The 21,278-nt window shown below is 40.4% G+C and carries 21 protein-coding genes and 3 pseudogenes; 10 read left to right on the top strand and 14 right to left on the bottom strand.

Features of this window, described 5'->3' with window-relative positions; translation table 11 throughout:
• Window positions 1–135: 135 nt before the first annotated feature.
• Together M1F14_RS10480 and M1F14_RS10475 are read left to right on the top strand one after the other, a co-directional pair.
• Window positions 136–1,446: a VENN motif pre-toxin domain-containing protein gene (locus M1F14_RS10480; protein ID WP_181468647.1), complete on the top strand. Its 1,311-nt coding sequence runs from the start codon at window positions 136–138 to the stop codon at window positions 1,444–1,446.
• On the top strand, window positions 1,443–1,922 hold the full coding sequence (locus M1F14_RS10475; RefSeq protein WP_042844886.1) for a hypothetical protein: 480 nt from the start codon (window positions 1,443–1,445) through the stop codon (window positions 1,920–1,922). Before M1F14_RS10480 ends, M1F14_RS10475 begins: the two co-directional genes overlap by 4 nt.
• Window positions 1,923–2,227: 305 nt before the next feature.
• Here the strand turns inward: M1F14_RS10475 and M1F14_RS10470 are convergent.
• Window positions 2,228–2,341 (bottom strand): annotated as a pseudogene (locus M1F14_RS10470) (RstR family transcriptional regulator); the annotation flags it as partial.
• 132 nt (window positions 2,342–2,473) lie between these two features.
• Between M1F14_RS10470 and M1F14_RS10465 the strand changes: the two are divergent.
• The 5 genes and pseudogenes from M1F14_RS10465 (at window position 2,474) to M1F14_RS10445 (ending at window position 6,544) form a co-directional block, all read left to right on the top strand.
• Complete coding sequence (locus M1F14_RS10465; RefSeq protein WP_181468648.1) at window positions 2,474–3,760, top strand: hypothetical protein; 1,287 nt, start codon at window positions 2,474–2,476, stop codon at window positions 3,758–3,760.
• Between the two features lie 112 nt (window positions 3,761–3,872).
• Window positions 3,873–4,790 (top strand): annotated as a pseudogene (locus M1F14_RS10460) (GTPase family protein).
• On the top strand, window positions 4,780–5,118 hold the full coding sequence (locus M1F14_RS10455) for a hypothetical protein (RefSeq protein WP_181468649.1): 339 nt from the start codon (window positions 4,780–4,782) through the stop codon (window positions 5,116–5,118). Before M1F14_RS10460 ends, M1F14_RS10455 begins: the two are co-directional and overlap by 11 nt.
• A gap of 1 nt (window position 5,119) precedes the next feature.
• Window positions 5,120–5,728, top strand: coding sequence for a Tox-REase-5 domain-containing protein (locus M1F14_RS10450; RefSeq protein WP_232370494.1), 609 nt, complete (start codon window positions 5,120–5,122; stop codon window positions 5,726–5,728).
• A gap of 138 nt (window positions 5,729–5,866) precedes the next feature.
• Entirely contained in the window at window positions 5,867–6,544 is a 678-nt protein-coding gene (locus tag M1F14_RS10445) for an Imm52 family immunity protein (protein ID WP_181468650.1), read from the top strand.
• A 608-nt stretch (window positions 6,545–7,152) separates the two neighbouring features.
• Here M1F14_RS10445 and M1F14_RS10440 read toward each other — a convergent pair.
• Window positions 7,153–7,364 (bottom strand): annotated as a pseudogene (locus M1F14_RS10440) (IS1-like element transposase); the annotation flags it as partial.
• Between the two features lie 274 nt (window positions 7,365–7,638).
• Between M1F14_RS10440 and M1F14_RS10435 the strand changes: the two are divergent.
• Entirely contained in the window at window positions 7,639–8,637 is a 999-nt protein-coding gene (locus M1F14_RS10435) for an FUSC family protein (protein ID WP_042844947.1), read from the top strand.
• Window positions 8,638–8,982: 345 nt separating this feature from the next.
• Here M1F14_RS10435 and M1F14_RS10430 read toward each other — a convergent pair whose 3' ends face one another.
• From M1F14_RS10430 to M1F14_RS10420, 3 genes are all read right to left on the bottom strand, one after another.
• Entirely contained in the window at window positions 8,983–9,126 is a 144-nt protein-coding gene (locus M1F14_RS10430) for a hypothetical protein (protein WP_181468651.1), read from the bottom strand.
• Window positions 9,127–9,349: 223 nt separating this feature from the next.
• Window positions 9,350–10,444 (bottom strand): Zn-dependent alcohol dehydrogenase, encoded by a 1,095-nt coding sequence (locus M1F14_RS10425; protein ID WP_197679462.1) that lies wholly within the window; start codon window positions 10,442–10,444, stop codon window positions 9,350–9,352.
• Between the two features lie 92 nt (window positions 10,445–10,536).
• Window positions 10,537–11,037, bottom strand: coding sequence for a DUF4334 domain-containing protein (locus M1F14_RS10420; RefSeq protein ID WP_042844948.1), 501 nt, complete (start codon window positions 11,035–11,037; stop codon window positions 10,537–10,539).
• A gap of 300 nt (window positions 11,038–11,337) precedes the next feature.
• Between M1F14_RS10420 and M1F14_RS10415 the strand changes: the two genes are divergently transcribed.
• Together M1F14_RS10415 and M1F14_RS10410 are read left to right on the top strand one after the other, a co-directional pair.
• A complete protein-coding gene (locus M1F14_RS10415; RefSeq protein ID WP_181468652.1) occupies window positions 11,338–12,213 on the top strand; it encodes a LysR family transcriptional regulator in 876 nt (291 codons plus the stop codon).
• Window positions 12,214–12,641: 428 nt separating this feature from the next.
• Entirely contained in the window at window positions 12,642–12,836 is a 195-nt protein-coding gene (locus M1F14_RS10410) for a hypothetical protein (RefSeq protein ID WP_042844950.1), read from the top strand.
• Window positions 12,837–13,451: 615 nt separating this feature from the next.
• Here the strand turns inward: M1F14_RS10410 and M1F14_RS10405 are convergent.
• From M1F14_RS10405 to M1F14_RS10365, 9 genes are read right to left on the bottom strand one after another with little or no spacing between them, the layout of a single operon-like run.
• Entirely contained in the window at window positions 13,452–14,699 is a 1,248-nt protein-coding gene (locus tag M1F14_RS10405; RefSeq protein ID WP_181468653.1) for a phage baseplate protein, read from the bottom strand.
• A gap of 5 nt (window positions 14,700–14,704) precedes the next feature.
• Window positions 14,705–15,364 carry a DUF2612 domain-containing protein gene (locus M1F14_RS10400; protein ID WP_071548252.1) on the bottom strand — a complete coding sequence of 220 codons (660 nt, stop codon included), beginning with the start codon at window positions 15,362–15,364 and terminating at the stop codon, window positions 14,705–14,707.
• Window positions 15,361–16,548 carry a baseplate J/gp47 family protein gene (locus tag M1F14_RS10395; RefSeq protein WP_181468654.1) on the bottom strand — a complete coding sequence of 396 codons (1,188 nt, stop codon included), beginning with the start codon at window positions 16,546–16,548 and terminating at the stop codon, window positions 15,361–15,363. The genes M1F14_RS10400 and M1F14_RS10395 overlap by 4 nt, the downstream gene beginning before the upstream one ends.
• Window positions 16,541–16,885 carry a hypothetical protein gene (locus M1F14_RS10390; RefSeq protein WP_181468655.1) on the bottom strand — a complete coding sequence of 115 codons (345 nt, stop codon included), beginning with the start codon at window positions 16,883–16,885 and terminating at the stop codon, window positions 16,541–16,543. The genes M1F14_RS10395 and M1F14_RS10390 overlap by 8 nt, the downstream gene beginning before the upstream one ends.
• Window positions 16,882–17,574 (bottom strand): Gp138 family membrane-puncturing spike protein, encoded by a 693-nt coding sequence (locus tag M1F14_RS10385; RefSeq protein WP_071548255.1) that lies wholly within the window; start codon window positions 17,572–17,574, stop codon window positions 16,882–16,884. The genes M1F14_RS10390 and M1F14_RS10385 overlap by 4 nt, the downstream gene beginning before the upstream one ends.
• Window positions 17,575–17,577: 3 nt before the next feature.
• Window positions 17,578–18,393, bottom strand: a complete 816-nt coding sequence (locus M1F14_RS10380; protein WP_166697058.1) for a baseplate hub protein — start codon at window positions 18,391–18,393, stop codon at window positions 17,578–17,580.
• A complete protein-coding gene (locus M1F14_RS10375; protein WP_071548257.1) occupies window positions 18,386–18,682 on the bottom strand; it encodes a phage baseplate plug protein in 297 nt (98 codons plus the stop codon). Before M1F14_RS10375 ends, M1F14_RS10380 begins: the two co-directional genes overlap by 8 nt.
• Window positions 18,682–19,212, bottom strand: a complete 531-nt coding sequence (locus tag M1F14_RS10370; protein ID WP_071548258.1) for a phage baseplate protein — start codon at window positions 19,210–19,212, stop codon at window positions 18,682–18,684. Before M1F14_RS10370 ends, M1F14_RS10375 begins: the two co-directional genes overlap by 1 nt.
• Entirely contained in the window at window positions 19,209–21,272 is a 2,064-nt protein-coding gene (locus M1F14_RS10365; protein ID WP_181469358.1) for a hypothetical protein, read from the bottom strand. The genes M1F14_RS10370 and M1F14_RS10365 overlap by 4 nt, the downstream gene beginning before the upstream one ends.
• Window positions 21,273–21,278 lie beyond the last annotated feature (6 nt).

Genomic DNA, 21,278 nt, shown 5'->3' with positions numbered 1-21,278 from the left:
AGTTGTGGGCTAGGGTTAGGTTCCCCCCCTGTTCGGTAAGTAACCCACTGTATAGTGTCTGGTTTTAACTCCGCTTTTATTTCCTTCTAAAACCCCACCGAGCAGGTCATTAAAGACCAAGCTTATAACAACGCCATGGCACAATACGGTACGGGCAGCGACTTCCAAAAAGCCGCCCAAGCCGTCACCGGGTTGCTCCAAGGGCTGGCAGGTGATAATTTAGCAGGTGCATTGGCAAATGCCTCTTCTCCTTACTTAGCTACGTTGATAAAACAGCAAGTGGGTGAAGATAATAAAGCCGCGAATGCCATGGCACATGCTGTGTTAGGCGCTGTAGTCGCTGAGCTGAATAACCAATCCGCCGCTGCTGGTGGTTTAGGTGCTGGTGGTGGTGAGCTATCGGCTCATGTTATCTTGAACACCCTCTTTCCGGGCAAAGAAATTTGGGAACTGAGTGAAAGTGAGAAACAGCAAGTCAGTGCACTAAGCCAATTGGCTTCAGGTCTTGCTGGCGGACTGACTACCGGTGATGTGGCTGGGGCAATTACTGGCTCGCAAGCAGCCAAGAATGCGGTTGAGAATAATGCGCTCAGTGATCTTGTTGAAGCTCAAGCAGCGGGGAAAACTCCTCAGAAAGTCGCTGAGGAACGGGTAAATGCAGAAATAGAGCGTTACAAGAAAGAAAACTGTGCAGGAATGAGCGCAGGTGCCTGCTCAGCTAAAATGGCAGAAGACCGAGACAAATTCTTCAGAGAAGCCGCCTCTTTAGGTATTGATTTTGTGCCTGTGGTCGGTGATTTCAAAAGTTTTGCTGAAGCAGATGATTGGATTGATTATACATTAGCTGCAGCGGGCACATTGCCATTTGCTAAAGTTTTCACAAAACCACTGAAGGAAGCCAAACTACTGTTAAAAGCCGGCGATCTTGATGGTGCTAATAAGCTTATAAAAGAAGCGAGTGATGCCATACCAACAAAATCGCCTTCTAACCCAACCTCACAATCATCAAGTGGAGCATGGAAACCAGATCATGGTGTAGAGGTAAATACTGGGGCAGGTAAACAAAAAGACTTAGAAAGTAGTTCTCAGCCACCACAAAATACAGGTAGTAATCATCAACGACCACCTCGAAATGCGGCTAACCTTGCAGGTGGTCCATTAGAGAGAGCTCAACAAGTAAGTGTAAGATTCCAAATTGAGAATGGACCTAAAAACGGTACAGTCTATCGAGCGGATAACCAAGGGAATATTACAAGTTATGCGACCTATGATTCTAATGGTATGATTTTAAAGAGAGTTGATGTTACTGGAGCTGCTCACGGAGGCATAGCAACTCCCCATGTTATAGAATATGGGCGTAATGTATTACCTAATGGGCAAGTAAGAGTTCAATCTCCATCGACTAAAGCGTTGCCCAGACCAGTGCGTGAGGATGAAATACCATGAAAAAAATCACGTTAATTCCAGAACCACATGATTTAACTCGTTATGAATTATGGAAAAGTAATTGGAGTTCTCCGAGTGATATGACAGTCAATGACTATATTAGTGATTGCTGTCATCCAGAAGATATACTTTGTAGTGTAAAATTATTGATACCTGAGTTTATTGATATTGATGGTTGTATATTATTAAGTGATAGGTATGAAGAAAATAATTTTAATGAGTGGAAAGAACAATTTGGCACGGATAGAGATGCAATAGAAAAAATACTAAATCATGTGCACTTATATGACCTGTTCACTGGTAATTTAGACGGTACATCGGATTCGGTTTTTTTGCAGTTATGCAAAGTAATGCAGTGTTCTTGGGAAATGTCGCTCAAAAAAGCATTTCCAACAAAAGAATTTGTAGTTGAGCTTCATAGCTCAGAATCTGATTACGGACCATCTTTGACGTTCTATCAAAAAAATAGATTTTAGGTTCTATTTGTCTCTAAAACCTATAATAACTAATGCATATCCACTGCTTCAGGCAACCGGATAATCAACAATCCGGTAAAAGCCTCATCACCAAAGGGCGCAAGACATAATGCTGATTGTGCGTGGTTGGGTTGTATCAACTGCACATAATCCCTCTGCATTATGTTGAATTGCCGGAGGCTATTTACCCTGCGGTGATGATAACCTTTTGATTCCTTTCTTAATAAAAATATAAAACTCCCCTAACGCTGTGCATTTGGCACAGCGTTATTAGTTTTTCCTTTTTTAGCCGTCAGTCCCCGTCGTTAACCGCGTTCGGTGATCTGTTTTGCCTGATACTTTAGTATCATTCCATCCAGCAATGCTTTAATGACACGTCGTTCATCATCAGGCATTCCGCTGACGGCTTCAAACTGTAGTGTATTGTACTAGTGGGAGCATAGTGATTAATGAAAGATAAAATGACCAATCAAGAAAACCGATCTAAGCGGGTTCATTATTTTACTGTTCAGAAATGTAAACGAGTTTTCTGGCATCCAGAGTATGGCGTCGTGCGATTTAATGAGATGATTGCAAACGCACCTGAGTATGGTTTTAAATCCACATATGTTGCTGGGATTTCAATTGAAAATTTACCCCTTCATTATCGCCGTTTCTTCACTAATAAAAGCGGGCTTTCAGCAACAGAATTTCTTTGCGATTTCTGGTCACGCAACTATTCAAACCAATATGTACAGGAAATAACTGGAAAACCCGATGTGCTGATTATTGACCGACGGCTTAGTGCATGCTTGGATGTTGCATTTTTCGACTGGCTGGAGAAAGAAGATATTGCATATCAATATTCCACCAAGGGAGATAAAAAATTCTCCTCAACAGTGAGGTATCATCAGAGTTACCCGCATATTTTTGCTTATAGGGAAGTGTTACCGAACCCAGTAGACGGAATGAGAGAGCGTTGGCCACTTTCGCTTGAAAGGCTGAATGCCCATAGCGAAAAACAGCACCTCCTTAGCGATAACTTGTCACCTGCAATCCGGGATATTGTTGCGAAATTGTATCCAATAGGATATCGACCTAAATGGCCATTAAACCCACCACTTCGTGATGATTTTCAGGTAAATGATGCTTACCTCAGTATGGCATCCTCTAACAATGTAGTACTGTACTCTGCTAGCTGGTTCCATGCCAAGCAAACGGATTATGGTTTTGAATACGGATATGCAATTAGTCACTCAGAGGTTCTAGAGGATAATACCTCAGTTCCTTGTCTCTGGCAGAAAGAAATACTGATCGCATTACGTTGCCTTGAGTCACAGTTTGACCGACTGGCTCGGGCTCTCACTCATCATTTTGATGGTAATCATTATTCTATTATTTTAAATCAAATTAAAAAAAATAAATACCGGGCACTATTGCCTCTAAACCATGCTGAACGGGATGTCCTCTTCAGGCTGGTGGGACTAGATACAGACGATCCGACAGGAAATACTGTTTATGACCTGTCGAAAACTAGTGTAGCCGATACAGTTTCATTATGGGAACATATTACCAATGGAGGCGATCAACGCCAGTCTTTTGAAATTAGACCGAAAAAAGGAAATGATGATCCTGCATACCGGCTATTTGCTGTTATTGGATACTGTGCTCGATATTACCTTGTATCTCACCGAACTAGCCGTTCTTGTCATGCTCTTGATAATGGTAATTGTATTAACTATGAATCTGGTCAATCTCTGAATGTTCGTAGCATGGATTACAGAAGGTTGCTGAATATGTCGCTGAAAGGAAAACCAGAGAAAATGGATTCTATATTAAATGAGTATATTGAATACTAATTTTTTATCGTTGATTCGATTCTGCATGAGGTTAAACTTACAGCATTATTAAAAAAATCACAGATATATATTATCGGCTTGAATAACCACTATTTTAATTCAAGGCGATAATATGGCTCAATACTCCAAATTAAGAACCGCTCTATCCACCTTACCTCACTCATTCCAAACCTCTTTTTTCAACCGACTAAACCACCTAATCAACTACTCCCCCACCATCGGCCAGATGGGTAAAGCAGGGGTTGGAAAATCCAGTCTTATCAATGCGCTGTTCCAGTCCCAACTATCTTTTGTGAGTAATGTTTCAGGTTGCACGCGCCAAGCCCAACGTTTCAGTATGACGATGAATAACCATACACTTACCTTTATTGATTTACCCGGTGTGGGGGAAAGCCTTGAGCGAGATAGAGAATATCACCAGCTCTATCGTAACTTATCGCCAGAACTGGATTTAATCATCTGGGTACTCAAGGCGGATGATAGAGCGTGATCTTCTGATGAACAGTGTTATCGCTTTCTCACTGAACAATGTGGTTATCAACCAAGTCGCTTTCTATTTGTGCTGAACCAAGCAGACAAGATAGAACCCTGTCGCCAGTGGAATGAACTGAGCCACCAGCCATCCCCAGAGCAAGCGGCTAACTTAGAATTGAAGCAGCAAGTCGTGATAACCGCATTTAAGCCGCATCATCCTGTGATGACAGTTTCTGCGATCGAAAACTATCAACTCACTGAATTGGCAGAGCAATTAATACAGGCGTTACCAGCCAAGGCCAGTAGCGGTGTCGCTAGGCAACTGAGCACCACTTACCGGACGCAACCCGTAGAAACTTCGGCACGTAACGATTTTGGGCAATGTGTCAGTGATATTGTGGATACCTTAATCGATATCATTCCCTTGCCACCACTGATAAAACATACGATCAGCACTGTCAAAAATAGCATCGTAACCACGCCGCTCATTGCATGGTATTACCGTTTTCAAGGACGATTTTATGCATTACAAGGAGGCGGCTTAAATGCAGTTTAGCGAAGAACAATTAAAGAAAATTCAAAATATTGAACAGAGTGATTATGTGACTCAAGTGAGTGCTGATTTTTATAAACACCATTTGAATAAACTCCAGAACCTCGAAACATTGAATAAACGTTTAGAAGATGCATTTCAATATGTTCTCTCCCTCGGTTTTACTCAAGAACCGTTAATTCGGTCATTTTTATTTTACGAAGCTTGCTGCCCCGACTTTTATTTAAAGCCAGAAATTAGAAATATGCTTGAGGAAAAAAATCGCGTGCCAGAGCAGCAGTATCAAGATTTTTTACGGATAGCCATGAAATTAATTGAATGGAGAACTTAACATGCCAATTCCATTAATAGTTGCCGGCGCAGGGTTAATGACTCTGGGCGGTCTAGCCGCAGTGACTCAAGAAGCCTCAAAAATCGGCTTTCCCTCTTCGTCAGGAAGCAGTGATGATGAATGTGGTAATGAAAGTATTGCGATTGGTGGAGGGATAGATGACGACGGTGTAAATGGTCAACGAGGGAGTGGACAAGGATCAGTGACAGGAGCCGTTGCTGGTTCATCGATTGGCGTTGCCGCAATTGAAGCTAGTAAAGGGTGCAAAGACTGCCCTGCTATCCCTTATATTATCCCTCATAAAAATTATATAACCAATACACGTTCTCCAAATGCTTATGAGTATCAGGCGAGAATATGTAATACGGTGATAGTAACGGCTGATTCTCCAGAAGGACAACTTAAATATATTGATGAATGGAAGTGCACAATCCCAGTTCCAACAAGAACCAAAAATCCTTTAGTGGAGTTTGACGGTTGGGTGCCCAGTGAATGTAACTTTATTGAAACGAAAGATAATTATGATTTTTTCTTCAATAGCCAAGGCGAGCCAAATATATTTATGGGTGAGCATAATAAAATCCTTAAGCAAGCCGGAGAACAAAATTGATTATGCTTTACCAGTTTAAAAAAAGGTCATTTATTGATTGGCATTTTTCACATAAAAAAATGTTTGAGCTTTGTGAGGAATTATTAGAACCATTACCACAAGTACGAACACACTTTTCACCATAATTTTGAGGTAGTTATGAATTTATCAATTAAATTAGATATCGAGCTACATGAAGAAATGTCAATCCCCCTATTAATTGATATTTTTAGTCATATGATTTTAACCTATGAGTCGATCACTCATGAAAATGAAGACGCATGGTATTTAACAGGCGATACTTTAGAAAAAGCATTACAAAAGAAAGCTTTTAACCAATATACACCAACCGATTTATTGAAGAATATTCCTTATTTTGATTGGGCAGAATCTATATGGGCTAATGAAAACAAAGCATTAGATATAAAACATACCAGTTGTGGGCTGATATATAATCTAGAGTTTAAGCTACGTAATATTAATGTACCTAGCCAAGCAGCTATAGTTAATGCACTAAATTATTATTTAGATGCATATAGAATAATTTGCATACGAATTGATACGAATAAATATAGATACAATAAAAAAAATGTATTCCCTGACAGATTACCTGTTGGTTGGATGCTTTTTCTGAATAAAAAAATAATACCAGAACAACTACCTATGGCGACTCAACTTATCGATATTGAAAATGATAAAAATAGTGGCACACTGATTATCAGTACTCACCACGTATTCGATGGTTCAGATAAAGACGATATCAGAAAAGCCAATGAGATAGAAATTCAATTAACAGCATTAGGGTTATTGCCTTTAGTCAAGGAAATTTATAGCTAATACTGTAAAGAGAAATAGAGTAGTTCTATAAACACTGAATCTACAAAATTCTCGTTAATCTCTTACTTTATGTTAAGATGGCAAGCTAGATTTTGAGCCTGCCATCAAAAAAAAGTAAAATAAACTTTAGGCCCAAATCAAAAGTTGAATTGAATTTTATTAATTTAAAATCAATTTGATACAAGCTTAATTCAGACTCCGCCAGCGCATAGAAGATTTCAAAAAATCTCAATGACCTCTCAATGATGGCGGGAATCTATTTCGCACACTATCAGCGATACGGGATCTTTATACGGGAATGCTTCTACTATTTAAATACAGAATCATCATATCCGTATATTCATAAAAAGATGCTTGTCAATTAATATACTCACCTCCACATAAAATATTACCTCATCCTAACGGGCGAGGCGGGTTATTTAGAAACCCGACGGAAAATTCAAACAACAATTTGAAAAATTTAAAATTGTTGTTAACACGGGTACGATTTTAAAATTACAAAAAAGTTGTAATGATTTATAGCATCTACACCCTAAAAACGGTCATGCATTCAATATGTAGACCATCATAATAGATCGTGTTCGCGTTCAATAAATATGCTGGGGGGTTCTGGCAGTATCACAAATACCTGCATTATTCACCGTGAGGTCAATAATTTTATCCTTTTTCCCAGATTGGCAAGCCCGATATTCATAATCTACTTGGAATCTTTGGCGCAGGCTTGGCAGCGATAGCATTGATGCTCAACAATTCGCTATCCATGTTTTTTAACTAAATGCGTTGATTGACAAAATGCGCATTTTACATCGACTTTGAGCATAAATATCTCTATCTTACAGACTGTTCACCGAATTGAATACGAGCTCCAAAAACACATCTCTCATAAAATACCAGTAATTCAATTATTCTCATTGAAACTGAAGAGTGAAAACTATAGTGTATGAAAAAAGTATTTACGCTATTTATTGGAAATAATAGAAAATATAGTACTATACCTTTTAACAGGCTCTTTTCATGTGTTTTTTGATTTAGTCATAATTTGAACATCGAGCAAACTGAGCCCTTGCTTTTTCATTTAGTAACTAGGTAAATCTATGATTAATTTTTTAGAGAGCTTTTATTTCACATTATGCCTCGTAGTAAGTTTTATTATTACTTATTACATTGCTGGCATTGATGCAACACTATGGAGTTCACTCTCAACCCTGCATGGCTACACGATATTTAATAAAGCTAGCCAATATAAAAATATCACCTATTCACTACTGTGTTCTTTTTTTGTCTTTATAGGTTCTGCCTTGGGCTATTTTTTGGGTTTCGGCAGCCTATTTTTGGTAATTCTCTTCATAGCACCTTTTATTTACTACCAGTTTTACAATATAGACTCCTCATTGGATATGTCATTTAAATACTTCATGATTTTTTATATCATAGGGGCGACACTCAACAAATCGAGCTTTGATGGCCTAGTAATAGGCTTACTGATAGGAACAATCATAACTCTTGTATTTTGCTACACCATCAGTAACCGTAAAAAAATTACGATGTTCCAAATAAAAAAGTATATATCACTAAAAAAAGACAAATTATCATATAGCCTTATTTTTCAGTCACTAATCTATTCTTTTGGGTTGCTTTTATGTGTTTTGACCTCTAGAGCAATTAATATTGACCATTTCTTCTGGGCACCACTGACATATATATTTGTGTTAAATCCTAAATTAACTAACATCATTAAGTTAACTAGAGATCGAGTTATTGGCACATTACTTGTTGTTTTTATTTTATATTTTACGTTTAATTTTACTGCCTTTATGCCGTATGTTGGCTTTGCTTTGATATATCTATTTGCTTTTCTAATCCCGATAAGTAACAGCAAAAAAAACAACGTTTTTGGCACATTTTGCCTTACAGGACTTGTTTTATCCTTAATAGAAATGTCAATTTACTTTAACCATATCGATTACCATCTTTTACTTGAAAGAATAATGGAAACATTGATTGGTGGTATATTTGCGATTATATGTAGCTATTTCCTTAAACTAGCAACACAAAAACAATCCGTTAGCCATATACGAAAAATACATAAATGAATATCTAAAAATGACTAAATTAAAATTACTCAATTTAAATTTAGAATTAAATTGCTATTATTAATAACTATGCCAAATTAAAACCCATTATTATAGACGCAAAGGTAATTGTTCAAGAATACTATAAAATAACAAATAAGTGCCTCGGTATAACAAGGTAATTTTAGAATTTAAAACAAAAATTCTTAGATTAGAGGAAGGTGACGCTCGTTAAACTAGATAGCAGGCAAGACGGTATAAATAGACATAAAAATAACCTATCGGTGCGTTGGGATTTACTTTAACGTTTTCGATAGTTGTTGAACCATCAGTCTTGGTAACCGTGGTGTACAGCACATATCAGATCTACAGACGTCGCCTTTTCTCCGGACCAACACAACCAGTTGGCTTTGTCACTATCACATTATCATCGGATGATTGAGCTTGTGCTGATAGTGTACCTGTGCCCAAAGCCAATGAAATCCCTATCGCGAAGTGGTGATTATTCATGAAGGGCACCTTAATATTTCATGCAGTAAGATAATACCTTACTGCATGATTTTATGTGATTTTAAGTTTTTCAGATCGTTTTAAAGGCCTTATAAACACAGGCTAGAAGCCGTGATTTACATTGCCCTTACAAGCCCCCTAAAATAACAATCTCATTGCCAATAAAGGTGCAGGATGTATCCGTTTGACTGAAATCTATGATGCGGCTTCCTTATGAGTTGGGTCAGAAGCGGGTGATTACACTTCGTGCAATGCCGCCATTTTTAAGCTCCTGATAAGCTTCGTTAATTTCATCGATATCGATCTGTTTGGAAATGAGGTCATCCAAGTTAAAACGTCCTTGTAAATAAAGATTGGCATACATAGGAATATCATGCTTAATATTCGAAGACCCCATGTAAACCCCTTTAATAGTTGCCTGATTAAGCAACACGTCCTCCAAGGCATCAACACTAATGGGGTTATCTGGCTTCGGCATACCAATCACATAGGTAGTACCTCCCTTTCTTAACATCTTGACAGACTGCTCAATGGTAGATTTTGCACCTACCACCTCGAAAGCATGTAAAACTCCGCCATTCGTCATGGTACGAACCGTTTCAACATGATCACCATCTCCCGCCAATACGAAATCAGTCGCACCAAACCGACGAGCGAGTTCCTCTTTAGCCGGTTGAGTATCAATGGCAATAATACGTGTAGCTCCAGCAAGCCGTGCGCCAGAGATGACGTTAAGACCCACGCCACCAACACCAATCACAGCGACCGTATCTCCTGGTCTGATCGCAGCGGTGTTAATCGCAGCTCCGGCTCCTGTTACGCAACCGCAGCCTAGAACTGAAGCTTGAGGAAAAGGTAACTCTTTGGGAACCTTGGCCAGCTGATTCTCATGTACCAAAGTGAATTCTGCAAAAGCAGCAGTACCAAACATCGGTAAGACTGGCTCACCATTAAGGGTTAGACGCTGTCCCTCCCCTGCACCTCGCATAGTTTCCTCAGGATGTTCGCATTGGTAAGTTCGTCCGTCCAAGCAGGCTTCGCAATGGCCGCAATATTGAACCAGAGAACCAACCACATGGTCACCAATAGCGAACTCTCTGACCTCAGGGCCTATCTCTTTGACAATTCCAGCTAGTTCATGCCCTAGTACGGCTGGCAGCGGAAAGCCGTAGTTATTCTCTGCAATATGTAAGTCCGTATGGCAAAGGCCAGATGCTTTGACCTCCACCAGAACCTCGCGCCCTTTCGGGTGGTCAATCTCAATATTCTCAATCGAAAAGAGCCCGTTAGGCGTATTGAGTACAGCGGCTTTCATCATGGATTCTCCTATCCAAATTTCAAATCACTCAACACTGCTTTTGAGCTTGTTCGCGGCGAGCAATAGCCGCGTTTGCCCACATAAACAGTTTTTCACTCTTCCACGTATTCGACTGGGAAACTATCTACCTTTTCAAGATAGAAAAAGTAGTACTTGCCGTTATCAACAATATCAGGGGAGCCCTCCAACGATTTACCATCCATGACGCCGAGCAGTGTGTTTTCATCAACTTTACGTAAATGATCGAAGATAGGTACACCATCGTAGATCATGGTAGTCGAGACTTTTCCACGGAATTCTACATCCCAAAGCGAGGCTTCACCCTTCATTGCCTGACTTGAAAATAGGCGATTTTGGTCGTCATAACAGATAAGTGGCACTGCGTCCATCTTGCTACGATACCACTTTCCGTACCATTTCCTTTCTATCAGAGCACGATTGCACCAGTGCCCTGTATTGAAATCACCGCCTTTCCAGCGCCCCAGAACTTCATCTGTAGAAACGGGTGAAAGCGAATCAAAGAATTCAAACAGAATTTCGTCATTGAGGCGTTCCGTATTCTTAAGTTGGTCGAACCTCTGTTTCGTGTCCATGCATTCCTCCAAATTTGTTTATTTCACACTAATGCTAACAATTGTGGCCGTACGCCAAACCAATTTACCAGTAGTGGATTAGTACAGATTTCGATGGAAGTATCCCTCTATCAAGAAGCCATGTCTAAGACGAATTTTCTCGTAATTAAGTCAAATTTCGTATAAATAACAATATACATGCTAACAGTATAGCGGTTAAGATTTCGTTATAATTCCAATAGGATTTAGTTAAAATGCGACGGTCATTAAACATTACGCTACAACATGCAGATCTCTGCGATATAAATGAGGAATTGCTCAATGAAGCTTGATCCGCGCCTTGTGGTGCAGTTTGCGATAATCGCTGAGGAAGGTTCATTCACTCGAGCAGCTGAGCGTTTACATGTAGCTCAACCGTGGCTGTCTGCCCGATTGAAAAAGTTTGAGGAGCAGTTAGGGTTTCCCCTATTTACTCGGAACACACGTAATATTGCCTTAACCAAACAGGGCTACGAGCTACTTCAAGCAGCACGCGGCGTACACGCATCAATGATGCTGACCGAAGCTCTTGCGTCCCAATTGCAACATCGAGATGAGCGTCACCTTAGGCTTGGTTCTCCTCCTTACGGCAACCACATTGTTCGCAGACAAGAGCTGGTCGAACAATTTGCGTTAATTTATCCCGATATCAGTGTTGAACTCGATATTGGCTGGAGCTCAGGGCTGATTGATCGGGTTCTGAAGGGGGGTTTAGACCTTGCTTTTGTGTTGGGTGAAGTACACCATTCTGAAATTGAGACAATGTTACTCTGTGAGCTCAAGCTTGAACTACTGATGTCTGCCAATCATCCCCTCGCGAAGGTCAATAATCTGAAGCCTGCGGATCTTAAGGGCCAGACTATCGCAGTGTTTACACGGGCACTCCATCCGGAACTGTTTGATTCTATTTTCACTGGATTAAAAGCCGCAGGTGCCACGCTCGTTCAGTTTATCGAGTTCAATCAAGCACTCTTAGATCGTACTCACTCAGCGGAACCTACTATGGTGGCCAGCTTTGGACTGAGATATGACTACCTAAATGCTGCTAATATTATCGGAAAGACTCTCGATGATAGTAACTCGATTCCTTTTTCCCTAATACGAAAGATTGGTCATGCGTCTGAGGAAAGTCAGCTTTTTTGGGATCTTTCACTTTAAGTCTGCAAAATCTAAAGGACAATCACAGTTTAATTTAGAAGAGTCTCAAAGTTTTACATAGTATTTATTTCTATTCTGGATCAGTTGAGTACTGTGTGATTAATGAAGGGCAGCCGAATAGTAGTACTAAACTAGCTTGGTTGCTGGATTTCAACATTTCGGTTCCCATCTCTATGCAATTGGCTGATCAGCCTGAGAGGCAGGTCAAACAAGAACATGTTAATGTGATATGTTAATAACGAACAGCCTTAACTGGCATCTTATAAGTAAGATAGGAAATGTTGACATTCAAAATAATTTAAACCGACTTGCTTAAATATTAAATCTTACGAGTTATATTATTACCATCAATTTTCTGCATTTTTTCTTATCGCATATAAAACCTAAATACCTTAGACTTAATCATATTAAATTTAAGGGGACTCAAAGTGGCATTCACTATTACTTATCTTTTGTTTTTTGCTTTTTTATTACTCGTTCTTGCTTATTGGAGTTTTTCAGCGCTACTCCCTAAATCGCCGCCAACCAGCCTTAGCTGCCTTTTTGCTAGGACAATCATTGGTGCTGTTTTGGTCATAGCTGCTTTATATGTGATTATTGTTGTTACCTCAATCTCTATCTAACCGATTATAATAAGGTTACTTTACCGAGAGTGTCGTTATTTCCAATAGCGCAGAATAGGAAAAAACAGGGTCTATAGGCATAAAGATAATAAATGTTAACCAACCTATGTTTACCATATCATAAGCAAAATTAATATACATAATATCTCCTTGTATTTGGCAACGGTATTTCACTGTATTAAAGTAATTAAAACAATAAGACAAACACTGAATTAATCATTTACATCTCGATTAATAGTCAATAATACGTAAAATTAAGGAGTGGGAAGTAGAAAATAATATTAACGACTGGATGCACTATGATGAAAAAAATTAATATTATATAAAGATGAAATATTCAGGCTATTTTAAAATATCGCACAATATTCTCTAATAGAAGAAAGTATACTAAATTTTATACGTTTTTAATCATTGATTCCTTACATGTGATAGAGCATCCCATATTAATATTTGTTCAGAATACAATTACGACAGTTTTAAGTTCATAGTTGATACAAATGTATTTGTATCTAAAATTAACAGTGAATGATTAGAATTATTTAGTCAACTAATTGATTTATATAAACAGCAATCAAAAAGTGGCACTGACTGCGCCACTTTAGCTTCAATAATTACTTATGAGATACGATACCAACCCATTAACATAATATAGGCGTTGGTTACTGTAATTACAGCAGCACTACCTTTATTACCTGTTGTTCCTGAGATTGTATGGGTATGGGCACCTATTGCGACGGTGTGGGTATGGGCGCCAGAAGAACCTGTTGTTTGTTCCTCTTGTACCCACGCAATTCTCCCTCCATTTGTAGCGTTAGGCATTGTTGTTAATCTTTTTACCCCTGTAAATGTATGAGTATGAGCTCCAGTACTATTTGTCGTTTTCGTCCCATAATCAAAACTACTGGTTGTTGCTGAGAAGCTATGATTATGTGCAGGTAATTGTGCTTCCGTTAACTTAATCGAATCACTACCACCACTATTTAACACGTTATTACCACTCGAATTGGCTAATCGAATCGTTTTATTTTCACCAATATATTGCCACTTCGTGCCAGGAAATAACGTATTTGGGTTTTTATTTTGAGCAAACCACACCACAATACCAACTGGGTAAATTGTATTAAGATTAACCGCATTTTGTAAGGCGTCAGTCACTGCTTTTTGACTCATGACCGCCGTTGTTGAACTGCCCGTTGCCTGAACAACACTGCTGATATTAAGCTTAGTATTTAGGCCGTTAGTTAAAGCACTATTCGTCGCATAATCCCCCGCAGGCTGATAACTGCCTTTGGGTTGATATCGCCCATCTGCTTCTGCTTTGGTGTAGCTTTCCCCCTTAAGTGCGTAGTTCCCAGCAGGGGCATAGTTACCTTTAGGTTGATAAAGAGTATCGGACTCCACTTTTGAATAGCTATAACCAGCAGGAAGATAATTACCTAATGGCTGGAAACGCTTGTCGGATTCGGTTTTATTATAAACATTGATATCGCTGGCAGTTAAATCTGCTTTTAATTCATGCCATGCTGCTCCAGCAGCTGGTTCATTGCTATTATTCTCAACTTTCGACTGCCATGCCTTATTTTTATGATAAACAATGGCGCGGATCGGGTATGGTTTAGCTTCTGCTGCCCATTTAGGCAGCCCCAAACTTTGCAGCTCACCAATCGCCTCCGTAATATCGTGAAACATACCGTTCATCTTTTCACGTTCAATATCTTTCGCCGCAGGGTCCGTTATTTGGTCGCGCTCATAATCATAACTATAGCCCTGCGTGTAAGATACTGCGCCATCCGCTTGTACATCATCAGGAATAGAAGTTCTGTCCCCTTGTGTTGCAAAGGGGATTTTAAATATTTTTGTCATGGATTTTATGCTCCGAAATTACTACTGAGGAAGTTTTTACGATGTTGGCCGTGACCGAACGATTTCTTCGTCACGATACGATATTTAACCCCAACCCCAGATGGGCGAGGCATTAGGTCAAAATTTTCAAGAAGCACCCGTAAACGTTCGTCAGGATTGAAACTAAACACATAATACAGATAACTCATATCCAGCGGGTCTAGCACGAACACTTTGCTATCTGCTTGCCAGAAAAACTGTTTAAGGAACTGATTTATATTGGTAACCGTTGGGCTTCGCGTCAGGTTAAAATAACGCATACGCACAACCAGACGCTTTTGCTCAACTGTCAGGGATAAGGTGTAATCGGTATTACGCCGAAAATTAGCGTTAAAATTGGCTTTCTTTTTGCCAAAACCAAAACCAATTTTCGTTATATCACTAGGAGAAACATCAATCCCCAGTGGTACATCAAGAATACGTGCCCAAATATTTAAACCTAACTCATTAGCGGTATCAATATTGAACACATCACGATACCAACCACTCCAAAACTGCGTTGTCGCACGTTCAAAGTAATTCGCTTTATATTGTGCTAATGCCTTAAGATTTTCAGCATCTTCATACTGCCAAAGAATGGCACGCAATAAATCTGAATGGAAATCAAACGATTGGATTTTCGTCATACCATCACCACTTGTACTGCACTGCGTTTGATTCTTGCCACCTCATTCATATTTATTTTATAGTTATTCGATGACCAAGCTTTGCCATCGGTTGAAAGCTCAACATGCGTAATAAATAAGCGAGGCTCAACCGCATTAATACCCGCTGATATTTCAAATGGCGAAACATCTCGCCCAACCACTAAACCCCCCTCACCATCGATATCCCCATTAGCCCATGACTCAACCGCAGCTGGGATAATGGTTTGTGCATCAACGGTAGCTTTTTTTACTGTCACACGACAAAACAACACAATCTCTTTCGCCCGATCAAACTTAACGGGATAAGTTTGGCCGCTGATTGTGTCTAAAACATTAACTTCTTCATTGCCATTAAAAGCTGCTCCGAGCGTTTTTGTACGTAATAGCGAACGAGCAATCGCATCTTTATCTCCCCCTTCAACACACACATAAATACTATGAGGCACTAGGGTGATCCCCTCAAAAACCATCGGCTGACTGGTATGATTTTCTCTATAAGCAAGGGAACGCACACCTTCTAGTTCATATAATGCAGAGGTAATCGCTTCACCCACGCTGACCGTGTTCTTAGCTAATGTCTGCTTACGCCGCCGCCTTGCCTGTAAGTCTGATTCCGCATTTCTCCCCAGTATTGCATTACTCGGGTTATAAACGGTTTCCCAACCTAATACGGAGCTAGCCACTTTATTCAGTTGCCCAATCCCACACTCAATCGCCCCCGTTTTAATGGCGCGCATATCCCCTGTAATAGTGCCATCCTTACCAATAATCAGAGTGTTGGTGGTTTCAAATAAATCACCACTCAGCGTTGCTGCTTGCGACCCTTTAGGGATCAAGGTGTCGGCAGTACCGGTGAATTTAACCTGTGTCAAAAATGAATGGGTCGCATCAAAACGCTGACCGCCCATTAACGCCCATATTGCATCGAGAAATATACCACCGGCTAAATCAGGGTTAATTTGATTGGCTAGCTCGGCATTATTTCGTGCGATTGCATCCCGATTCTCAACTTCCATGGTGATAAGTGTACCTTGCGGCGTTTCAGGTGACACATCGAGTTGTTGACCAAAGAGGTTTTTAAATTCATTTTCGACCTCATCACGTAAAGTGCTGGTATCAGGCACAATGACACCTTGTGATGTAATATATTGATAATCAGCCATTAAGTGTTATCTCCCCATAAATAGTTTGGATCACCGCGGTATAATTCAATGTGTTATCCGCCATCACTGCCGAAAATGACACCACGGAGGTCACATCATCCAGTTCCCCCATTCGGCTGCGAAAAGCAGACTCAAACAAAGGCACGTCCACTTGCCGCCCAAAGGTTGTTTTCCAATACGGGAGCCCCGAATTTAGCTTATGTAACATTTCACCGCGTATCGCTTTGGCGTAATGCTCGCAACGGTTTTGCGTTGCTTTTTCAGCGTTTGCTATCGCTAAGTTGCCACTACTGCCAATATAAATATCGTTATTGTCGTTAACATCGAAGGTCATCATATTGGGGCTCCTGTGTTGCTATTACCGCTTTGAATACCACTATGTTTATGCGTTGAGCCAATATCCTTACCATTATGTTTCATCGTGCCACCGTTTGAGTCGCTGTTTCCATTCACCGCCTGGTTACCATTGATCGTGACATTACCGTTAAAGGTGGTTTCAGGCACATTAACCTCAAAAATGGGTGAATCTAATACAGCTTTTCCTTCATGTAATGACAAACATACTGAGCCATCCATAGACTGAATGACTAGCGCATCGGTATTTTTTCCATCAATCAGCCAGCCTTTAAGTGTGTCCGGATAAAACATAGCATCACTAAAAGTATGTAAGCGCGCTGTATTCGGTTCATCTTCTAAACCGCCCCGTTGAAAGACTAAGCTGATATCGCGGTCATTGGCTTTGAGCCAACCAAAATCCCCTGCTTTAATGGGCATTCGGATAAAAAAACCTCCTCCTCCAAAGCGGAAAACCGGGATGTTCGCTACCGAAGCACGCCCAATTTTTTTCCCCTCGGTAGAAACCATCATCACTAACGGTTTGATAACAGCTCGATTGGTTTTATCGTTATAACTCACCACTGTAGCCGGTAGCATGTCATCAATATTCATCAATAAGTTACGAAACGCAGCCATAAACTGCCCTGCCAAGCTGCCTTCGCTAGCAATATCATTATTTGGTTGGTTCATGGTTTATACTCTTTTGCAGATCGCTTGATAAAAGAAAGGGTCGTCATGGGAAGCAATATCGAACTTGAGTTGCTCAATAATATAATCACCGTTTAAAGCAGGGTTAAACTGACTTTCAAGGCGTAACATTCCCCCCAATGTGGAGCCACTATCAATCAAATAAGTGACATCGACGCCTTTTTCATTAGCTTTAGGAATACCTACCATGCCTGTTTTTTGATTGAGAATACGCAGACGGCCGTTTAATGCTTTATCCCTATCTTTCACATAGAGAGTGTCATCATCAATAAACGCTTTAACATTCGCGGCATCTTGTAACCGCTCCACTTGCTTTAACGCGGAGCCACAAAAATACCAATTAGCAATATTCTTATCGGTAGCCTGGAAATCCAATTTAACGCCACAATCTTGGGCGATATTCTTGGCTAGTTCACTCATTTTGCTCATGGCACCGGCCGATGAAGACACGATATCCCGTGCGTTACCATTGTTAGTTTTCGCTTTTAAGGTGAGAGTTACCTCTGGCGGAGAGGCAATTTCTGCGCTGACGATATCCCCGACATAAATGCGAAATACCCCCGTACTAACGCGCCCTGCTTCTAAAATTAATCGGTGTGGTTTTTTCGCTTTAGCATATGGGCTGGTTTCCGTAAGTAACATATTGCGCGTATCCGCATTCAATCCGTCAATATTCACCGTACATTCATTTTGTAACGAATTAGCATACTTGGTGCCATTAGCACGAATACGCAGCCCTTCATACCACTGTAGTCGCTCATTGACTTCAATGCCGATACGAATACGGCGTAAATCAATCATCGTCATTCCCCCACCACACCAGATAGTGAGATTTTCCAAACTGTTCCCACCACGGGTATTCATCATTATCAGTGATAAACACAAAATTGCCGCCAGCAGATAGATAGCGATAAGGGATCAAAGGTTGATTAGGTATAGCTCGAATGCCTCGCAATAAAACGACATCATTGCGTTTAATATCACAACAGATTGTATTTCGTGCCACCTTGAAAGTGAGTTCCCATTCCTCTCCGCTAAGGCTAATGCGTACGCGTTGATTCGGTACAGTATTTAATGGAATTTCTTGCATTATCCTCCCCCTAGTTTTAAATCACCGTCGACCATTTTTGCCGCTGTCGATTTTTTCTTTTGGTCAGATACTGTGACCGTTTGAACTTTCCCTCGATTTACTGTGCTAGATTGCTCTTTTTTAGTCACTTTTCGTGGCGGTAAATCCCCATACTCAGGCTCAACCGTTCGCCACTCAGTAAAACGTAAAGTGAGCTTAATTGCGTCTGCCATATCTGGAATTTCAGTGTGATTGAAATTGACTAACAGCATGGGTTGATAAGTTTTAACGCGAGTCTGAACCCCCACTAATTGATGTTTATCATAAGCTTGCTGCATGATTTCAAAGGTGCTTTTCATCTCGCCAGTCAGTATGAGATCCATGCTAATCTCAACGGGTTGCTCCACAATATGGTCACTGCGTGTTTCTCCTGATTCAACCGCAAACTGTGTTGCTTTATGTCCATCGCTCACATTAATTTGCATTGGATTAACCGTTTCAAATAATGCCGTGAAATTATCTGTATTGAATATTTTAACTTCAGTGATCATTTGCCTAGCCCCGAATTCATTTGATGACCAAGGTCTTGGCAATGAGAGGCAATAGCATCCTTGCTATCTCTCGCCATACCTTGAGCATCTGTAGCTTGTGTTTCCACTTTAATCTCACCAATTGAGATGTTAGTTTCATTGGTCGAGTTGGATGTGTTATTTATAGCCTGACTGGTCATTGAGTTTAGTGGATTAGATGAAATGCTACTTATGTAGTGATTTGCCCCTTGCAGCAGTTTCATCGCATCCTCTTCCGATAACTGAGGCGATTCTGGCAGTCGGTGTTCAATCGTACCGTCCGCTGACATTTTACGTTCAACCGTTTGGGTGACTTCGGCATCATCAAAACCAAACCAACCTTTAACTGTGCTCCAACCTTTTTTAATGGCATCAAGACCGTCATTGATCCAGCCAAGGTACTGCTTAATTTGAGCCCAAAGCCATTTAAAAATCCCGACAACGGCATCAGAAGCAGTATCAAACACATCTTCAAACGCCTTACCCCAGACTGAAAGCCCATCAATAAATTCATTAAGCCATGTCCACAGTTGTTTAACACCACCAATAATCAAATTAAAGGCAGTAACAGCCGCATCGGAAACTGCGCTAGAGACAGCAATAATAAAGTCAAAACACGCTTTAAAGGCTTCCCATAACGCCATAATCACCGTTTTTAAGGCAGGGTATTTATCCAATATGCGACCTATCATGGAATCATTACCGTCAATAAAATTCATGATATCGTCATAAACCAGTGCGAAGGCAGCGGCAAGGAGCACGACAACTGCGCTAATCGCTAAGATAGGCCACATAGCGGCTAATATTGATATTCCTGCGGCAGATGCTGCGGTACCAATGGCAATAAAAAACCCCGTAACAAAACCTTGATTGTCACGGCAAAAATCTACAAAAGCTTCTCCCCAAGCAAGCACTTGGGTAAGTGCAGGTAAAGCCGCATTCATAATGCTGACCATCACACTATTAAATACCGTTTTTAACCCGCCAGTCACTTGCTTGTATTTTTGCGCTTGTAATACTAATTCCTTAGTTACGACGCCATTTTCTTTTTGCTTTTTGGTTAATGCTTCGAGTTCAGTCCGCCCTTTTAAGATGGATTCAATGATTTTATTATCGGTAATACCGACTTCTTTAATGCGCAATATGGCTTCTTTTTTGCTCAGTCCTTGTACGGCATCTGATAAACGATACACCCCTTCCATCGCATCAATAGAATCACCTTGCATATCTTTTAAGCTGATTTTTAAACTGTTAAATACCTCAGCTTTGCCCGACGACGTATCTTGTAAGGCTACACGGATACTGTTAGACATATCCATCAAGGTATCGCGGGCCCCTTGTGCATCTCCTCCCATCGACGTGACTACCTTGCCAAAAGCATCAACCACTTCAACGGGCAAATTTAATGCATCTGCTGATTGCGATAATAAATTAATGTCTTCAGCAGCCGACTGAATAAAGGAGGCAATATGACTAATGGTTAATCCCCCCCCAAACATATTGGCTATTTTGCCTAAAAACCCAGATAGTGAGTGGGCTGCTTTATCATAATGGTTCGCCACACCATCGGCTGATTTAGCAAGCTGATCATTGTTATTAGCAAGATTTTTCGCTTCGTTTGCCGCCTTACTCGTCACCATGACCTGATCAGCCAATGAACCTTCCGTGCGTTGAATATTAGATTCCAACGCTTGTATGCCGGTGACCAATTTCTTGTTGTTTTCAATAGAAAGCACATTTGATTGATGAAGTGATTTGACATATTCAAGATAGTTTTTCATTTCATCCAAATAGGCCACCATTTCTTTTTTAGGCGCATCAAGGTGGAGCTCTACTTTTGCACTCTGCGCCCCCACTTGCAGTGACAAAGTTACTTGGGAAAGAAAATCGGTTAACGAAGCGATCCCGCCTTTTGCATTTTCGCTGACTCGTTTCATATCGGCGATAATGTCATCCGTAGAACGCCGGATTTTTTCAAAGGCACTATCCGCTTGCTTTGTATCAAACTCAAAGACTTGAACAAACGTATCCATTAACGACATAAATCA

Source organism: Providencia sp. PROV003, assembly GCF_045040775.1.
GTDB lineage: Bacteria > Pseudomonadota > Gammaproteobacteria > Enterobacterales > Enterobacteriaceae > Providencia > Providencia huashanensis.
The sequence above is the reverse complement of the archived record's forward strand: the minus strand, read 5'-3'. Positions and strand labels throughout refer to the sequence as shown.